Raw genomic sequence first — 14973 nt, forward strand, 5'->3', positions numbered from 1 at the left:
GCCTTGCCAAATATGCGTCGTAAACTTGTAGCCGGTAACTGGAAAATGAATGGCAGTCTGGTTGCCAACGCTGCTTTACTGGCGGAAATCAAGGCTGGCATGGCGCTGGCGGCCTGCGATGTGGCTGTGTGCGTGCCGGCGCCTTACCTTGCGCAATGCCAGGCCGAACTTGCCGGAACGGCAATCGCCTTGGGTAGCCAGGACGTGTCGGCCCATGCGGCAGGCGCATATACTGGCGAAGTCGCGGTCAGCATGTTGCAGGATTTTGCTTGCCGCTACGCGATCGTCGGCCATTCCGAGCGGCGCGCCTACCATGGCGAGACGGATGAGCAGGTGGCGCAGAAGACTTTGCGCGCGCTGCAGGCGGGCGTTACGCCTATTGTCTGCGTCGGCGAAACCTTGGGCGAGCGCGAGGCCGGTCAGACCGATGCGGTGGTTGGCCGTCAGTTGCAGGCGGTGCTGAGCGTGCTGGATGCGGCGCAGGTTGGCAAGATCGTGGTGGCTTACGAGCCGGTATGGGCGATCGGCACCGGCAAGACCGCAACGCCGCAAATGGCGCAAGATGTGCATCTGGCCTTGCGCGCCAAGCTGGCTGGGAAAAACCCGGCAGCCGCGGTTGAAGTAAAGATTTTGTATGGCGGCAGCATGAAGCCGGACAATGCTGTCGAACTGCTGGCCATGCCGGATATCGATGGCGGCCTGATCGGCGGCGCAGCCTTGAAGGCAGCCGATTTTCTGGCGATTGCAGCAGCCGCCCGGTAGTGCCGATTTTGTCTCCGGTAATCTAGTAAATAAAGAATCAACTCTCCTTGGAAATCATTAAATGAACACAGTATTCAATATCATTGTCATCGTTCAGGTGTTGTCGGCGTTGACGATTATCGGCCTGGTGCTGCTGCAGCATGGCAAGGGCGCCGATATGGGCGCCGCTTTCGGCTCCGGCGCTTCCGGCAGCCTGTTCGGCGCTACTGGTTCTTCGAATTTCCTGTCGAAGTCGACCGGCGCGGCAGCAGCGCTGTTCTTCATCGCCACTCTGGCCCTGGTGTATCTGGGTAATCACCGATCGGTCGCTACCGGCGGCCTGATGGATAATCTGCCGGCGGCTACCGCGCCGGCGGCGGCATCTGCTCCGGCGGCTTCGGCAGCGGCGGCGATTCCAGCAACTTCGGCTCCTGCAGCTGCAGCTCCGGCTGCTTCCGGCTCGGCCAGCGCGGCCGCTTCGGTTCCTGCGCCGGCGACCGGCAGCGCTCAGTCCAACCAGATTCCGAAGTAAGTATTTGACGGAAAAAGGGTGAGATTTGCCGCATTGCGGCGAAATCTTCTCCCAGCAGTAAATTAGTAGCTGTTCTAGAGTGAAATTGCTGACTTTTAATCCGATTGTGCATTGAACAAAAGTACTAAATCAGGTTAAAATACGCGCTTATGCCGACGTGGTGAAACTGGTAGACACGCTATCTTGAGGGGGTAGTGGCGAAAGCTGTGCGAGTTCGAGTCTCGCCGTCGGCACCAAAGAATACGAGGCCAGCAACGGTTGCCCCTGCGCTGGCTTTTTGTCGAGGAACTTGTAGTGTGGTTTGCTGGATTGGGGGCGTCAGGTCTGATGAGTCAGATCCGCAAATCATTCTGCTAATCGTTTGAACTACTGGCGCATAATCGTGAACCTCGAAAATTACTTTCCCGTCCTGCTGTTTATTCTGATCGGTATCGCGGTAGGTGTAGCACCGCAATTGCTGGGTCGGATACTGGGGCCGCATCGGCCCGATTCCCAAAAAACATCTCCTTACGAATGCGGCTTCGAAGCATTCGAAGACGCGCGCATGAAGTTCGATGTGCGTTACTACCTTGTCGCCATTTTGTTCATTTTGTTCGATCTGGAAACCGCTTTTTTCTTCCCGTGGGGGGTTGCCATGCGCGACCTCGGATGGCAGGGCTTTGTCACGATGATGGTGTTTATCGCCGAATTCGCGGTTGGCTTCTGGTACATCTGGAAACGCGGCGCTCTGGATTGGGAGTAAGTCATGTCTATTGAAGGCGTATTGAACGAAGGCTTTGTCACCACTACCGCTGACAAGCTGATCAACTGGACCCGTACCGGCTCGCTGTGGCCGATGACGTTTGGTCTGGCCTGCTGTGCCGTCGAAATGATCCACGCCGGCGCCTCGCGTTATGATCTCGATCGTTTTGGTGTAATCTTCCGTCCGTCGCCGCGCCAGTCCGATGTAATGATCGTGGCCGGTACGCTATGCAACAAGATGGCGCCGGCTCTGCGCAAGGTTTACGACCAGATGCCGGAACCGCGCTGGGTGATTTCGATGGGCTCCTGCGCCAACGGCGGCGGCTATTATCATTACTCGTATTCGGTGGTGCGCGGCTGCGACCGCATCGTGCCGGTGGATATCTATGTCCCGGGCTGCCCGCCGACTGCTGAGGCACTGTTGTACGGCATCATCCAGTTGCAAAACAAGATTCGCCGCACCAATACGATTGCGCGCTGAGAGAACACCATGACGACCAAACTGGAAACCCTGGAAGCCGCCGTGCGCAATGCGCTTGGCGACGACCTGCAAAGTCTGACCGTGGCCTTCGGCGAGATCACCATCATCGTCAAGGCTGCCAACTATCTATCGGCGATGCGCGTCCTGCGCGATCACGCCGATACCCGTTTTGAAGAGCTGATCGACCTTTGCGGCGTCGATTATTCGACCTACGGCGACGGCGCCTGGGATGGCGCGCGCTTTGCTGCGGTATCCCATCTGCTGTCGATCGAGCACAATTGGCGCCTGCGGGTGCGTGTGTTCGCGCCGGACGACGAGATGCCGGTGCTGGCCTCGCTGACCGATATCTGGGCTTCGGCCAACTGGTACGAGCGCGAAGCATTCGACTTCTTCGGCATCCTGTTCGAAGGCCACAACGACTTGCGCCGCATCCTGACCGACTACGGCTTCATCGGCCATCCTTTCCGCAAGGACTTCCCGATATCGGGCTATGTCGAAATGCGTTACGACGCCGATCAGAAACGCGTAATTTATCAACCCGTAACGATCGATCCGCGCGAAATCACGCCGCGGGTGATTCGTGAAGAACACTACGGGACCAAATAATGGCAGAAATCAAGAACTACACGCTGAACTTCGGCCCGCAGCATCCGGCCGCGCACGGCGTTTTGCGCCTGGTGCTGGAGCTGGACGGCGAGGTAATCCAGCGTGCCGACCCGCATATCGGCCTGCTGCACCGTGGCACCGAAAAGCTGGCGGAGCAAAAGACCTATCTGCAATCCGTACCGTATATGGACCGCCTCGACTACGTGTCGATGATGTGCAACGAGCACGGCTACGTGATGGCGATCGAACGCCTGCTGGGCCTGGAAGTGCCGCTGCGCGCCCAGTACATCCGCGTCATGTTCGACGAAATCACGCGCCTGCTGAACCACCTGATGTGGATCGGCGCGCATGCGCTGGACGTCGGTGCGATGGCGGTGCTGTTGTACGCATTCCGCGAACGCGAAGACCTGATGGATTGCTACGAGGCCGTTTCGGGTGCCCGTATGCATGCGGCTTACTACCGTCCGGGCGGCGTCTATCGCGACCTGCCGGACACCATGCCGCAGCACAAGGCATCGCTGGTGCGCAACGCCAAGGCGATCAGCGCCCTCAATGAAAACCGCCAGGGTTCGCTGCTGGATTTCATCGAAGACTTTACCGTGCGTTTCCCGAAATACGTCGACGAATACGAAACCCTGCTGACCGATAACCGCATCTGGAAACAGCGCCTGGTCGGCATCGGCGTGGTCTCGCCTGAGCGCGCCAAGGCCATGGGCTTCACCGGCGCGATGCTGCGCGGTTCCGGCGTCGAATGGGATCTGCGCAAGAAGCAGCCGTACGAAGTGTACGACCTGCTGGACTTCGATATCCCGGTCGGCAAGAACGGCGACTGCTATGACCGCTACCTGGTGCGCATGGAAGAAATGCGCCAGTCCAACCGTATCATCAAGCAATGCGTGGAATGGCTGCGCAACAACAGCGGTCCGGTGATGACCAGCAACCACAAGGTTGCGCCATCGTCGCGGGTCGACATGAAATCGAACATGGAAGAGCTGATCCATCACTTCAAGCTCTTCACCGAAGGTTTCCATGTGCCGCCGGGCGAAGCGTATGCCGCAGTCGAGCATCCGAAGGGCGAGTTCGGCGTCTACATCGTCTCCGATGGCGCCAACAAGCCTTACCGCCTGAAAATCCGCGCACCTGGCTTCCCGCATCTGCAAGGGTTGAACGAAATGGCCAAGGGCCACATGATTGCCGATGCCGTCACCATCATCGGTACGCAGGATATCGTTTTCGGTGAAATCGACCGTTAAGTCTGCTGTTACCAATTAACTATAGCGCAACATACCGCGCACGAATGGCCAACACATGTTGTTAAGTCAAGATACATACAAAAAGATCGATCGCGAAGTCGCGAAATTCCCCGCCGACCAGAAACAGTCGGCGGTGATGGCCGCGCTGGCGATCGCGCAAGACGAAAAGGGCTGGCTGGCGCCGGAAACCATGCAGGATGTCGCAGACTATCTGGGCATGCCGGCGATCGCGGTGCAGGAAGTCGCGACCTTTTACAATATGTACAACACCAAGCCGGTCGGCAAGCACAAGATCAGCATCTGCACCAACCTGCCATGCCAGTTGTCCGGCGGCGATCGCGCGGCAGAGCATCTGAAGCACAAGCTCGGCATCGGTTTCCGGGAAACCACGGCCGATGGCCAGTTCACGCTGGTGGAAGGCGAATGCATGGGCGCCTGCGGCGATGCGCCGGTGCTGCTGGTGAATAACAAACGCATGTGTAGCTGGATGTCGAACGAAAAGATTGACGGCTTGATCGAGGAACTGAAAAAATGACCAGCCTGCACAATCGTCACATCAACCCGCTGATCCTGGCTGACCTGGACGGCAACAACTGGCACTACGCCGATTACGTCAAGCGCGGCGGCTATACCGCCCTCAAGCGCATCCTGTCTGAAAAAATCACGCCGGAACAAGTCATCGCCGAACTCAAGGCCGGTTCGCTGCGCGGCCGCGGCGGCGCGGGTTTCCCGACCGGCCTGAAGTGGAGCTTCATGCCGCGCCAGTTCCCGGGCCAGAAGTACCTGGTCTGCAACACCGACGAAGGCGAGCCGGGCACATTCAAAGACCGCGACATCATCCGCTACAATCCGCATTCGCTGATCGAAGGCATGGCCATCGGCGCTTACGCCATGGGCATTTCGGTCGGCTACAACTACATCCACGGCGAAATCTGGTCCGGCTACGAACGCTTTGAAGAAGCGCTGGAAGAGGCGCGCGCCGCCGGCGCCCTGGGCGACAAGATCTTCGGCAGCGAATTCAATTTCCAGCTGCACGCATTCCACGGTTATGGCGCTTACATCTGCGGCGAAGAAACCGCCTTGCTGGAATCGCTGGAAGGCAAGAAGGGCCAGCCGCGCTTCAAGCCGCCTTTCCCTGCCAGCTTCGGCCTGTACGGCAAGCCGACCACGATCAACAACACCGAGACTTTTGCAGCGGTGCCGTTCCTGCTGAACATGGGCGGCGAAGCTTATGCTGCGCTGGGCAAGCCGAACAATGGCGGCACCAAGATCTTCTCGATCTCGGGCGACGTTGAAAAGCCGGGTAATTACGAAGTGCCGCTGGGCACGCCGTTCGCCAAGCTGATGGAACTGGCCGGCGGCATGCGCGGCGGCAAGAAGATCAAGGCCGTGATCCCTGGCGGCTCGTCCGCGCCGGTGATTCGCGGCGAGGTCATGATGGACACCGATCTCGATTACGATTCGATCGCCAAGGCCGGCTCGATGCTGGGTTCGGGCGCCGTGATCGTGATGGATGAAACGCGCTGCATGGTGAAATCGCTGCTGCGCCTGTCGTACTTCTACTTTGAAGAATCCTGCGGCCAGTGCACGCCATGCCGCGAAGGCACCGGCTGGCTGTACCGCCTGGTGCATCGCATCGAAACCGGCCACGGCCGTCCGGAAGACATGGATCTGCTGGATACGGTGGCGGGCAACATCATGGGCCGCACCATCTGCGCGCTCGGCGATGCGGCTGCGATGCCAGTGCGCGGTTTCCTCAAGAACTACCGCGAAGAATTTGAATATCACATCGAGCATAAGCATTGCTTGGTGCCGGCATACGTTTAAGCCATGTAGGGTGGGCACGTTTTTGTGCCCACGCGGAATGCAACATTGGTGCAGAGACTGGCATTGCGAGTTGGTTCATGCGTGGGCACGGGTGCCCACCCTACCAAAATATTTAGGCAGGAAAAATAGAAGCCATGGTTGAAATCGAAATAGACGGCAAGAAAGTGGAAGTCCAAGAGGGCAGCATGGTAATGGATGCTGCCAACAAGATTGGCACCTACATTCCTCATTTCTGCTATCACAAAAAACTCTCCATCGCGGCTAACTGCCGCATGTGCCTGGTCGAGGTGGAAAAAGCGCCGAAGGCCCTGCCGGCCTGCGCCACGCCGGTGACTGCCGGCATGATCGTGCGCACCGCCAGCGACAAGGCCACTACTGCGCAAAAGAGCGTGATGGAATTCCTGCTGATCAACCACCCGCTGGATTGCCCGATCTGCGATCAGGGCGGTGAGTGCCAGTTGCAGGATCTGGCGGTCGGCTACGGCAAGTCGTCGTCCCGCTACGAAGAAGAAAAGCGCGTGGTGGCGCCGAAAGACGCCGGTCCGCTGATCTCCATGCAGGAAATGAGCCGTTGCATCCAGTGCACCCGCTGCGTCCGCTTCGGCCAGGAAATCGCCGGCGTGATGGAATTCGGCATGGTCGGCCGCGGTGAGCATTCCGAGATCACCACCTTCGTCGGCAAGACCGTCAATTCGGAATTGTCGGGCAACATGATCGACCTGTGCCCGGTCGGCGCGCTGACCTCGAAACCGTTCCGCTACAGCGCTCGTACCTGGGAATTGTCGCGCCGCAAATCGGTCAGCCCGCATGACGGCCTGGGCGCCAACCTGGTGGTGCAAGTCAAGTCCGGCAAGGTGATGCGCGTGCTGCCGCTGGAAAACAACGACGTCAACGAATGCTGGCTGTCGGACAAGGACCGCTTCGCCTATGAAGGCTTGAACAGCGCCGAGCGTCTGACCAAGCCGATGCTCAAGCAAGACGGCAAGTGGCAGGAAGTCGAATGGCAAACCGCGCTGGAATATGTCGCGCACGGTTTGCGAAATATCCGCCACGAACATGGCGTCGATGCGATCGCCGCTGTCGGCACGCCGTATTCGACGCTGGAAGAACTGTCGCTGCTGCAAAAAGTAGTGCGCGGCCTGGGTTCCGAAAACATCGATTTCCGCCTGCGCCAGTCCGACTTTGCGCTGGACGGCAAGGTCACGCCATGGCTGGGCATGTCGATCAATGAATTCGCGCAGCTGAACCGTGCTTTCATCATCGGCTCCTTCCTGCGCAAGGATCATCCTTTACTGTCGGCCCGCATGCGCCTGAGCGTCAAGCGCGGCGCCAAGCTGAGCATCCTGCATGCAGCCGACGACGACCTGCTGATGCCGGTCGCCAACAAGATCATCGCCGCACCGTCAGCCTGGCTGGCGATGCTGGGGCAGGTCGCGGTCGCCGTGGCGCAAGCCAAGGGCGTGGCAACGCCGGCCGGCTTCGAGAATGTCGAGCCATCGGCGGCAGCCAAGCAGACCGCGGCCAGCCTGTTGTCGGGCGACGCCAAGGCAGTATTGCTGGGCAACGCGGCGGCGCAGCATCCGCAAGCATCGCAATTGCACGCTGTGGCGCAATGGATCGCGCAGCAGACCGACGCCAAGTTTGGCTACCTGACAGAAGCCGGCAACACCGTCGGCGGCTATTGGGCCAACGCCTTGCCTGCCGCCGGCAAGGGACGTAACGCACAACAGATTTTCGCGCAACCGCACAAAGCCTATGTGCTGCTGAACGCGGAACCGGAACTGGACAGCTTCGACCCGCAAGCCGCAGTCGCCGCTCTGAAGCAAGCTGAAATGGTTGTTACGCTGTCGGCCTACAAGCATGGCGCCGATTACGCCGACGTACTGCTGCCGATCGCACCGTTCACCGAAACTTCCGGCACTTTCGTCAACTGCGAAGGCCGTGCCCAAAGCTTCAACGGCACCGTGCGTCCTGCCGGCGATGCCCGTCCGGCCTGGAAGGTATTGCGCGTGCTGGGCAACCTGCTGGGCCTGCCTGGGTTCGACTACGACACTTCGGAAGCGATCCGCGACGAAGTGCTGGGCACCGGCGAAGTCGCCGCGGCCAAGCTGGCAGCCGGCCTGAACAATATCAGCGACCTGCAGCCGCAAGCCGTTGCACAAACCGCCGACGGCGCGCTGGAACGCATCGCCGATGTGCCTATTTATTTTGGCGACGCCGTAGTCCGGCGTGCGACATCGTTGCAGGAAACCGTGGACGGCCAGGCGCCGCAAGCATGGTTGCCGGCAGCGCTGGCGGCCAAGCTGGGCATCGCCGGCGGCGACCGCGTGACTGTCAAGCAAGGGCAGGGCAGCGCTTCGCTGCTGGCAGCGATTGATGCATCCTTGCCGGAAAATGTGGTGCGGGTAGCCGCTTCGCATGCCTCGACCGCAGCCTTGGGTGCGATGTTTGGTTCTATCGTAGTGGAGAAAGCATGATGGATCACTTCATCGCCGCCATCAATGCCACCGGCGCCGATTTGCTCGGCGGCCTCTGGCCCCTGGTCTGGAACCTGGTCAAGATCATCGTCGTGCTGGTGCCGCTGCTGCTGTGCGTGGCCTACATGACTTACTGGGAACGCAAGCTGATCGGCTGGATGCATATCCGCGTCGGTCCTAACCGGGTTGGTCCCGCCGGCTTGCTGCAACCGATCGCCGACGCCGTCAAGCTGCTGCTGAAGGAAGTCACGGTGCCGACGCGCGCCAATAAAGTATTGTTTTTCATCGCCCCGATCATGACCATCATGCCGGCGCTCGCAGCCTGGGCGGTGGTGCCGTTCGGTCCGGAAACCGTGCTGGCCAACGTCAACGCCGGCCTGCTGTTCGTGATGGCCATCACGTCGATGGAAGTCTACGGCGTGATCATCGCCGGCTGGGCCTCCAACTCCAAGTACGCTTTCCTCGGCGCGATGCGCGCTTCGGCGCAGATGGTGTCCTACGAAATCTCGATGGGCTTCGCGCTGGTGATCGTGCTGATGGTGTCGGGCAGCCTGAACCTGATCGATATCGTCAACGCGCAGAGCAAGGGCTATTTCTTCGATCACGGGGTCGGCTTCCTGTCCTGGAACTGGCTGTCGCTGCTGCCTGTGTTCCTGATCTATTTCATCTCCGGCATCGCCGAAACCAACCGTCACCCGTTCGACGTGGTGGAAGGCGAATCGGAAATCGTGGCCGGCCACATGATCGAATACTCGGGCATGTCGTTCGCGATGTTCTTCCTGGCCGAATACGCCAACATGATCCTGGTGTCGATCCTGACAGCGCTGCTGTTCATGGGCGGCTGGGCCTCGCCGCTGGCGCTGCTGGACTGGATCCCAGGCTGGATCTGGCTCGGCGCGAAGACCTTCTTCATGCTGTCGGTGTTCATCTGGGTGCGTGCCTCGTTCCCGCGTTATCGCTATGACCAGATCATGCGCCTGGGCTGGAAAGTATTCATCCCGCTGATTCTCGTGTATCTGGTGATCGTCGCAGCCTGGATTCAAAGTCCATGGAATATCTGGAAGTAATGGAAGGTATAGAGTAAATGGAAGCCATCAAGGATTTTTTCGGCAGTCTGATGCTGCTGGAGCTGCTCAAGGGATTGCGCCTGACCGGGCGCTACCTGTTTGCACGCAAGATTACGGTACTGTTCCCGGAAGAGAAGACGCCGCAGTCGCCGCGTTTCCGCGGCCTGCATGCGCTGCGCCGCTACCCGAACGGCGAAGAGCGCTGCATCGCCTGCAAACTGTGTGAAGCAGTGTGCCCGGCAATGGCCATCACGATTGAATCGGAACAGCGTGCCGACGGTTCGCGCCGCACCACGCGTTACGATATCGATCTGACCAAATGCATTTTCTGCGGTTTCTGCGAAGAGTCTTGCCCGGTCGATTCGATCGTCGAGACCCACATCCTGGAATACCACGGTGAAAAACGCGGCGATCTGTACTACACCAAGGAAATGCTGCTGGCGGTGGGCGATCGTTACGAACCTGAAATTGCTGCGGCGCGTGCCGCGGATGCCGCATACCGATAACAACGCTAGTGTTTGATGATTAGCGAAGCTTTTTTAGCCGACTTTCTGGGCCATTATGGAATTTAAGACCTTCTTGTTCTACGCGTTTTCGGTGGTGCTGGTGCTGGCCGCCTTGCGCGTTATCACCGCCCGCAATCCGGTGCACTCCGCGCTGTTCCTGGTGCTGGCGTTCTTCTCGGCAGCCGGTATCTGGATGCTGCTCAAAGCTGAATTCCTTTCTATCGTGCTGGTGCTGGTGTATGTCGGCGCCGTGATGGTGCTGTTCCTGTTCGTGGTGATGATGCTGGATGTCAATATCGAGAAAATGCGAGAGGGATTCTGGGGCTACTTTCCGCTCGGGGCCACGGTCGGCACCATCATCGTGCTGGAAATGGCTGGCGTCATATTCCACGGTTTCCAGGGCGGCGACGCCGACGTGCCGGCGATCTCAGCCAACATCGGCAACACCAAGGAACTGGGCAAGCTGATCTACACCGAATACGTGTACGCCTTTGAAATCGCCGCAGTGATTCTGCTGGTGGCGATCGTGGCTGCGGTTGCGCTGACCCTGCGTCGCCGCAAGGACAGCAAGTATTTCGCGCCTTCGGCTGCAGTCAAGGTCAAGAGCACTGACCGCGTGCGCATCGTCAAGATGAAATCGGAAGCCAAGATGGATCCGATCGCGCCGGCCGTACCTGTTGCTCCGGCCACTCCGGCTGCGCCGCCAGCCCCACAAAAATAACAAGGACGCAACATGGTACTTTCGCTCGCTCACTATCTGATCCTCGGCGCGATCCTGTTCTCGATCGGCGTCGTCGGCATTTTTCTGAACCGCAAGAACCTCATCGTATTGCTGATGGCAATCGAACTGATGCTGCTGGCGGTGAACATGAACTTCATCGCCTTTTCGTATTACCTGGGTGATGCGGCAGGGCAGATTTTCGTTTTCTTCATCCTCACGGTGGCGGCCGCTGAAGCGGCAATCGGCCTGGCCATCCTGGTGGCGTTGTTCCGCAACCTGGACACCATCAACGTGGAGGACCTCGATAGCCTGAAGGGTTGACGAGGTTTGCCTCGCCGGCGAGAGTCGGCGCGGCATGTGAAGAGTACGCAGACAACAAATAACGAATAAAGATAAGGTTCATCATGGCGGGGCAACTTAACCCACAATTACTTCTTGCCGTACCGTTGGCACCCCTGGCTGGTGCCGCGATCGCGGGCTTATTCGGTACCAAATTCTTCGGCAATCTGGTCGGTCGCAAGACCTCGCATACGGTCACGATCCTGGGCGTGCTGATCGCTCTGATCATTTCCGTGCAGACCTTGCTGCAGGTGATCGACGGCGCCACGTTCAACGGCACCTTGTACACCTGGATGACGGTCGGCGGCGTCAAGCTGGAGGTCGGTTTCCTGATCGACAGCCTGACCGCGATGATGATGTGCGTGGTGACCTTTGTCTCGCTGATGGTGCATATCTATACCATCGGCTACATGCAGGACGACGAAGGCTATAACCGCTTCTTCTCCTACATTTCCCTGTTCACCTTCTCGATGCTGATGCTGGTCATGAGCAACAACTTCCTGCAGCTGTTCTTCGGCTGGGAAGCGGTGGGCCTGGTGTCGTACCTGCTGATCGGTTTCTGGTACACCCGTCCGACGGCGATCTTCGCCAACATGAAAGCCTTCCTGGTCAACCGCGTCGGCGACTTCGGCTTCATCCTCGGCATCGGCTTGCTGCTGGCGTATTCGGGCTCGATGAACTACACCGAAGTGTTCGCGCAAAAGGGCATCCTGGCGCAACTGACCCTGCCGGGCAGCGACTGGATGCTGCTGACAGTGGCCTGCATCTGCCTGTTCATCGGCGCCATGGGCAAGTCGGCGCAGTTCCCGCTGCACGTCTGGCTGCCCGATTCGATGGAAGGCCCGACTCCGATTTCCGCACTGATCCACGCGGCGACCATGGTGACCGCCGGTATCTTCATGGTGACTCGCATGTCGCCGCTGTTCGAGCTGTCCGATACTGCCTTGTCCTTCATCCTGATCATCGGTTCGATCACGGCGCTGTTCATGGGCTTCCTCGGCGTGATCCAGACCGACATCAAACGCGTGGTTGCCTACTCGACCTTGTCGCAGCTGGGCTACATGACCGTGGCGCTGGGCGCTTCGGCCTACTCGGTAGCGGTGTTCCACCTGATGACGCACGCCTTCTTCAAGGCTTTGCTGTTCCTCGGCGCCGGCTCCGTGATCATCGGCCTGCACCATGACCAGGACATGCGCAACATGGGCGGCCTGCGCAAATATATGCCGATCACCTGGATCACTTCGCTGGTCGGTTCGCTGGCCCTGATCGGCACGCCGTTCTTCTCCGGCTTCTATTCCAAGGACAGCATCATCGAAGCGGCGCATGCATCGACCCTGTTCGGCTCCGGTTTTGCCTATTTCGCCGTGCTGGCCAGCGTCTTCGTGACCGCCTTCTATTCCTTCCGCATGTACTTCATGGTGTTCCATGGCGAAGAGCGCTTTGGCAAGGCACATGATGCACATCATGCACACGACGCCAATGCCGATCATCATGAAGATTCGGAAGACGGGCATGCCCACCATGGCCTGGAGCCAGGCCAGAAGCCGCACGAGTCACCTTGGGTGGTGACGCTGCCGCTAGTCCTGCTGGCGATTCCATCCGCCGTCATCGGTTTCTTCGCGATCGAGCCGATGCTGTTCGGCAACTTCTTCAAGGACGTGATTTTCGTCAATGAAGCTCACCATGCGATGGAAGAACTGCGTACCGATTTCCACGGACCGATCGGCATGGTTGCGCACGCATTCAGTTCGGCCCCGCTGTGGCTGGCGATTGCCGGCGTCGCCGCCGCCTACTACTGCTATATGGTCAATCCGCGCCTGCCTGCGGCGATCAAGCAGAAGAGCGGTCCGATCTTCGCGCTGCTCGACAACAAATACTATATGGACAAGTTCAACGACATCGTCTTTGCCGGCGGCGCCCGCATGCTGGGCCGCGGCTTGTGGAACGCCGGCGACCGCGGCCTGATCGACGGCCTGATCGTCAACGGCAGCGCCAAGGCGGTCAACTGGTTCTCGAAGATCACCCGTCTCTGGCAATCCGGCTATATCTATCACTATGCGTTCGTGATGATTATCGGCGTGCTGGGTTTCCTGGTTTGGTTCATGCCGTATCCGTTCAAATAAGCTGCTAAAGCTAACTCGGCAAACTCAGCAAGGTAGATAAATAATACATATGATGCAGTCAACTTTCCCTCTTCTCAGCCTCGCGATCTGGTGTCCGGTCGCGTTTGGTATCCTCGTCCTGGCAGTGGGCCGCGACGACAATCCAACCCTGGTGCGCTGGCTTTCGCTGCTGGGTGCAGCGGTCAGTTTCGTCGTCACCTTGCCGATCGTGCGCCAGTTCGACAACGGTTTCCAGGGCATGCAGTTTGTTGAAAAGTCGGTATGGATCGACCGCTTCAACATCAATTATTTCCTCGGCATCGACGGCATCTCGCTGTGGTTCATCCCGCTGACCGCTTTCATCACGGTGCTGGTGGTGATTTCGGCATGGCAGGTGATCGAGAAGAAAGTCGCGCAGTACATGGGCGCTTTCCTGATCCTGTCGGGCCTGATGATCGGCGTCTTCTGCACGTTGGACGGCATGCTGTTCTACGTATTCTTCGAAGCGACCCTGATCCCGATGTTCATCATCGTCGGCGTCTGGGGCGGCAGCAACCGGGTATATGCAGCGATCAAGTTCTTCCTGTACACGCTGATGGGCTCGCTGCTGATGCTGGTGGCTTTGCTGTACCTGTACTTCCATTCGGGCACTTTCGAAATCCTGACCTGGCACCAGCTGCCGCTGGACATGTCGGAACAGATCCTGATCTTCCTGGCTTTTCTGATCGCGTTTGCCGTCAAGGTGCCGATGTGGCCGGTGCATACCTGGTTGCCTGACGCCCACGTGGAAGCGCCGACCGGCGGCTCGGTGGTGCTGGCGGCCATCATGCTGAAGCTGGGCGGCTACGGCTTCCTGCGTTTCTCGCTGCCGATCACGCCTGACGCCAGCCACTACCTGGCCGGCTTCATCATCACCTTGTCGCTGATCGCCGTGATCTATATCGGCCTGGTGGCGCTGGTGCAGAAAGACATGAAGAAGCTGATCGCCTATTCGTCGATCGCGCACATGGGCTTCGTCACGCTCGGCTTCTTTATCTTCAACGACATCGGCGTGCAGGGCGGCATCGTGCAAATGATTTCTCACGGCTTCGTCTCCGGCGCAATGTTCCTGTGTATCGGCGTGCTGTACGACCGCATGCACACTCGTGAAATTTCGGCCTACGGTGGCGTCGTCAACGTCATGCCGCGTTTCGCTGCCCTGTTCGTGTTGTTCTCGCTAGCCAATTCCGGCTTGCCAGGCACTTCCGGCTTCGTCGGCGAGTTCATGGTGATCCTGGGCGCGGTCAAATTCAACTTCTGGATCGGCCTGCTGGCGGCGACCGCGCTGATCCTGGGCGCAGCCTATTCGCTGTGGCTGGTCAAGCGCGTGGTGTTCGGCGCCGTCACCAATTCGCATGTGAAAGAAATGCTGGACCTGAACAAGCGTGAGTTCGCCATGCTGGGTGTCCTGGCGATTGCCGTCATCGCGATGGGCCTGTATCCGGCGCCGTTCACCGATGCCATGCAGGTATCGGTGGCCGATCTGCTGAAGCACGTCGCGATCACCAAGTTAAACTGATAAATTGCGGGACAGAGGCGCA

The 14973-nt window shown here is 59.0% G+C and carries 15 protein-coding genes and 1 tRNA gene; all 16 read left to right on the plus strand.

What is annotated here, in order from left to right; translation table 11 throughout:
* The first annotated feature begins 12 nt into the window (after positions 1–12).
* The 16 genes from tpiA (at position 13) to AC07V8_RS01690 (ending at position 14951) form a co-directional block, all read left to right on the plus strand.
* Positions 13–762 carry a triose-phosphate isomerase gene (tpiA, locus tag AC07V8_RS01615; RefSeq protein WP_494676946.1) on the plus strand — a complete coding sequence of 250 codons (750 nt, stop codon included), beginning with the start codon at positions 13–15 and terminating at the stop codon, positions 760–762.
* A gap of 61 nt (positions 763–823) precedes the next feature.
* Positions 824–1273 carry a preprotein translocase subunit SecG gene (gene secG / locus AC07V8_RS01620; protein ID WP_494676945.1) on the plus strand — a complete coding sequence of 150 codons (450 nt, stop codon included), beginning with the start codon at positions 824–826 and terminating at the stop codon, positions 1271–1273.
* 151 nt (positions 1274–1424) lie between these two features.
* Positions 1425–1509: transfer RNA gene (locus tag AC07V8_RS01625), tRNA-Leu, on the plus strand.
* Positions 1510–1655: 146 nt separating this feature from the next.
* A complete protein-coding gene (locus tag AC07V8_RS01630) occupies positions 1656–2015 on the plus strand; it encodes an NADH-quinone oxidoreductase subunit A (RefSeq protein ID WP_061946053.1) in 360 nt (119 codons plus the stop codon).
* 3 nt (positions 2016–2018) lie between these two features.
* Positions 2019–2495 carry a NuoB/complex I 20 kDa subunit family protein gene (locus AC07V8_RS01635; RefSeq protein WP_211440679.1) on the plus strand — a complete coding sequence of 159 codons (477 nt, stop codon included), beginning with the start codon at positions 2019–2021 and terminating at the stop codon, positions 2493–2495.
* Between the two features lie 9 nt (positions 2496–2504).
* Positions 2505–3101: an NADH-quinone oxidoreductase subunit C gene (locus AC07V8_RS01640; protein ID WP_494676944.1), complete on the plus strand. Its 597-nt coding sequence runs from the start codon at positions 2505–2507 to the stop codon at positions 3099–3101.
* The gene (locus AC07V8_RS01645; RefSeq protein WP_211472994.1) at positions 3101–4354 is read left to right on the plus strand and encodes an NADH-quinone oxidoreductase subunit D; all 1254 of its coding nucleotides are present in this window, start codon (positions 3101–3103) and stop codon (positions 4352–4354) included. Before AC07V8_RS01640 ends, AC07V8_RS01645 begins: the two co-directional genes overlap by 1 nt.
* A gap of 55 nt (positions 4355–4409) precedes the next feature.
* A complete protein-coding gene (gene nuoE / locus AC07V8_RS01650; protein WP_494676943.1) occupies positions 4410–4889 on the plus strand; it encodes an NADH-quinone oxidoreductase subunit NuoE in 480 nt (159 codons plus the stop codon).
* Positions 4886–6181 (plus strand): NADH-quinone oxidoreductase subunit NuoF, encoded by a 1296-nt coding sequence (gene nuoF / locus AC07V8_RS01655; RefSeq protein WP_211440682.1) that lies wholly within the window; start codon positions 4886–4888, stop codon positions 6179–6181. The genes nuoE and nuoF overlap by 4 nt, the downstream gene beginning before the upstream one ends.
* A gap of 134 nt (positions 6182–6315) precedes the next feature.
* Positions 6316–8658 (plus strand): NADH-quinone oxidoreductase subunit NuoG, encoded by a 2343-nt coding sequence (gene nuoG, locus AC07V8_RS01660; RefSeq protein WP_494676942.1) that lies wholly within the window; start codon positions 6316–6318, stop codon positions 8656–8658.
* Positions 8658–9725 (plus strand): NADH-quinone oxidoreductase subunit NuoH, encoded by a 1068-nt coding sequence (gene nuoH, locus AC07V8_RS01665; RefSeq protein ID WP_494677232.1) that lies wholly within the window; start codon positions 8658–8660, stop codon positions 9723–9725. The genes nuoG and nuoH overlap by 1 nt, the downstream gene beginning before the upstream one ends.
* Positions 9726–9742: 17 nt before the next feature.
* Positions 9743–10231, plus strand: coding sequence for an NADH-quinone oxidoreductase subunit NuoI (gene nuoI / locus AC07V8_RS01670; protein ID WP_014005585.1), 489 nt, complete (start codon positions 9743–9745; stop codon positions 10229–10231).
* Positions 10232–10286: 55 nt separating this feature from the next.
* Positions 10287–10952, plus strand: coding sequence for an NADH-quinone oxidoreductase subunit J (locus tag AC07V8_RS01675; RefSeq protein WP_098497951.1), 666 nt, complete (start codon positions 10287–10289; stop codon positions 10950–10952).
* A 12-nt stretch (positions 10953–10964) separates the two neighbouring features.
* Positions 10965–11273 (plus strand): NADH-quinone oxidoreductase subunit NuoK, encoded by a 309-nt coding sequence (nuoK, locus tag AC07V8_RS01680; RefSeq protein WP_098497950.1) that lies wholly within the window; start codon positions 10965–10967, stop codon positions 11271–11273.
* Positions 11274–11356: 83 nt separating this feature from the next.
* Positions 11357–13414 (plus strand): NADH-quinone oxidoreductase subunit L, encoded by a 2058-nt coding sequence (gene nuoL, locus AC07V8_RS01685; RefSeq protein ID WP_494676941.1) that lies wholly within the window; start codon positions 11357–11359, stop codon positions 13412–13414.
* A 49-nt stretch (positions 13415–13463) separates the two neighbouring features.
* Complete coding sequence (locus AC07V8_RS01690; protein WP_494676940.1) at positions 13464–14951, plus strand: NADH-quinone oxidoreductase subunit M; 1488 nt, start codon at positions 13464–13466, stop codon at positions 14949–14951.
* The last annotated feature ends 22 nt before the right edge of the window (positions 14952–14973 follow it).

This window comes from Collimonas sp. GW821-FHT02H07 (genome assembly GCF_059421505.1).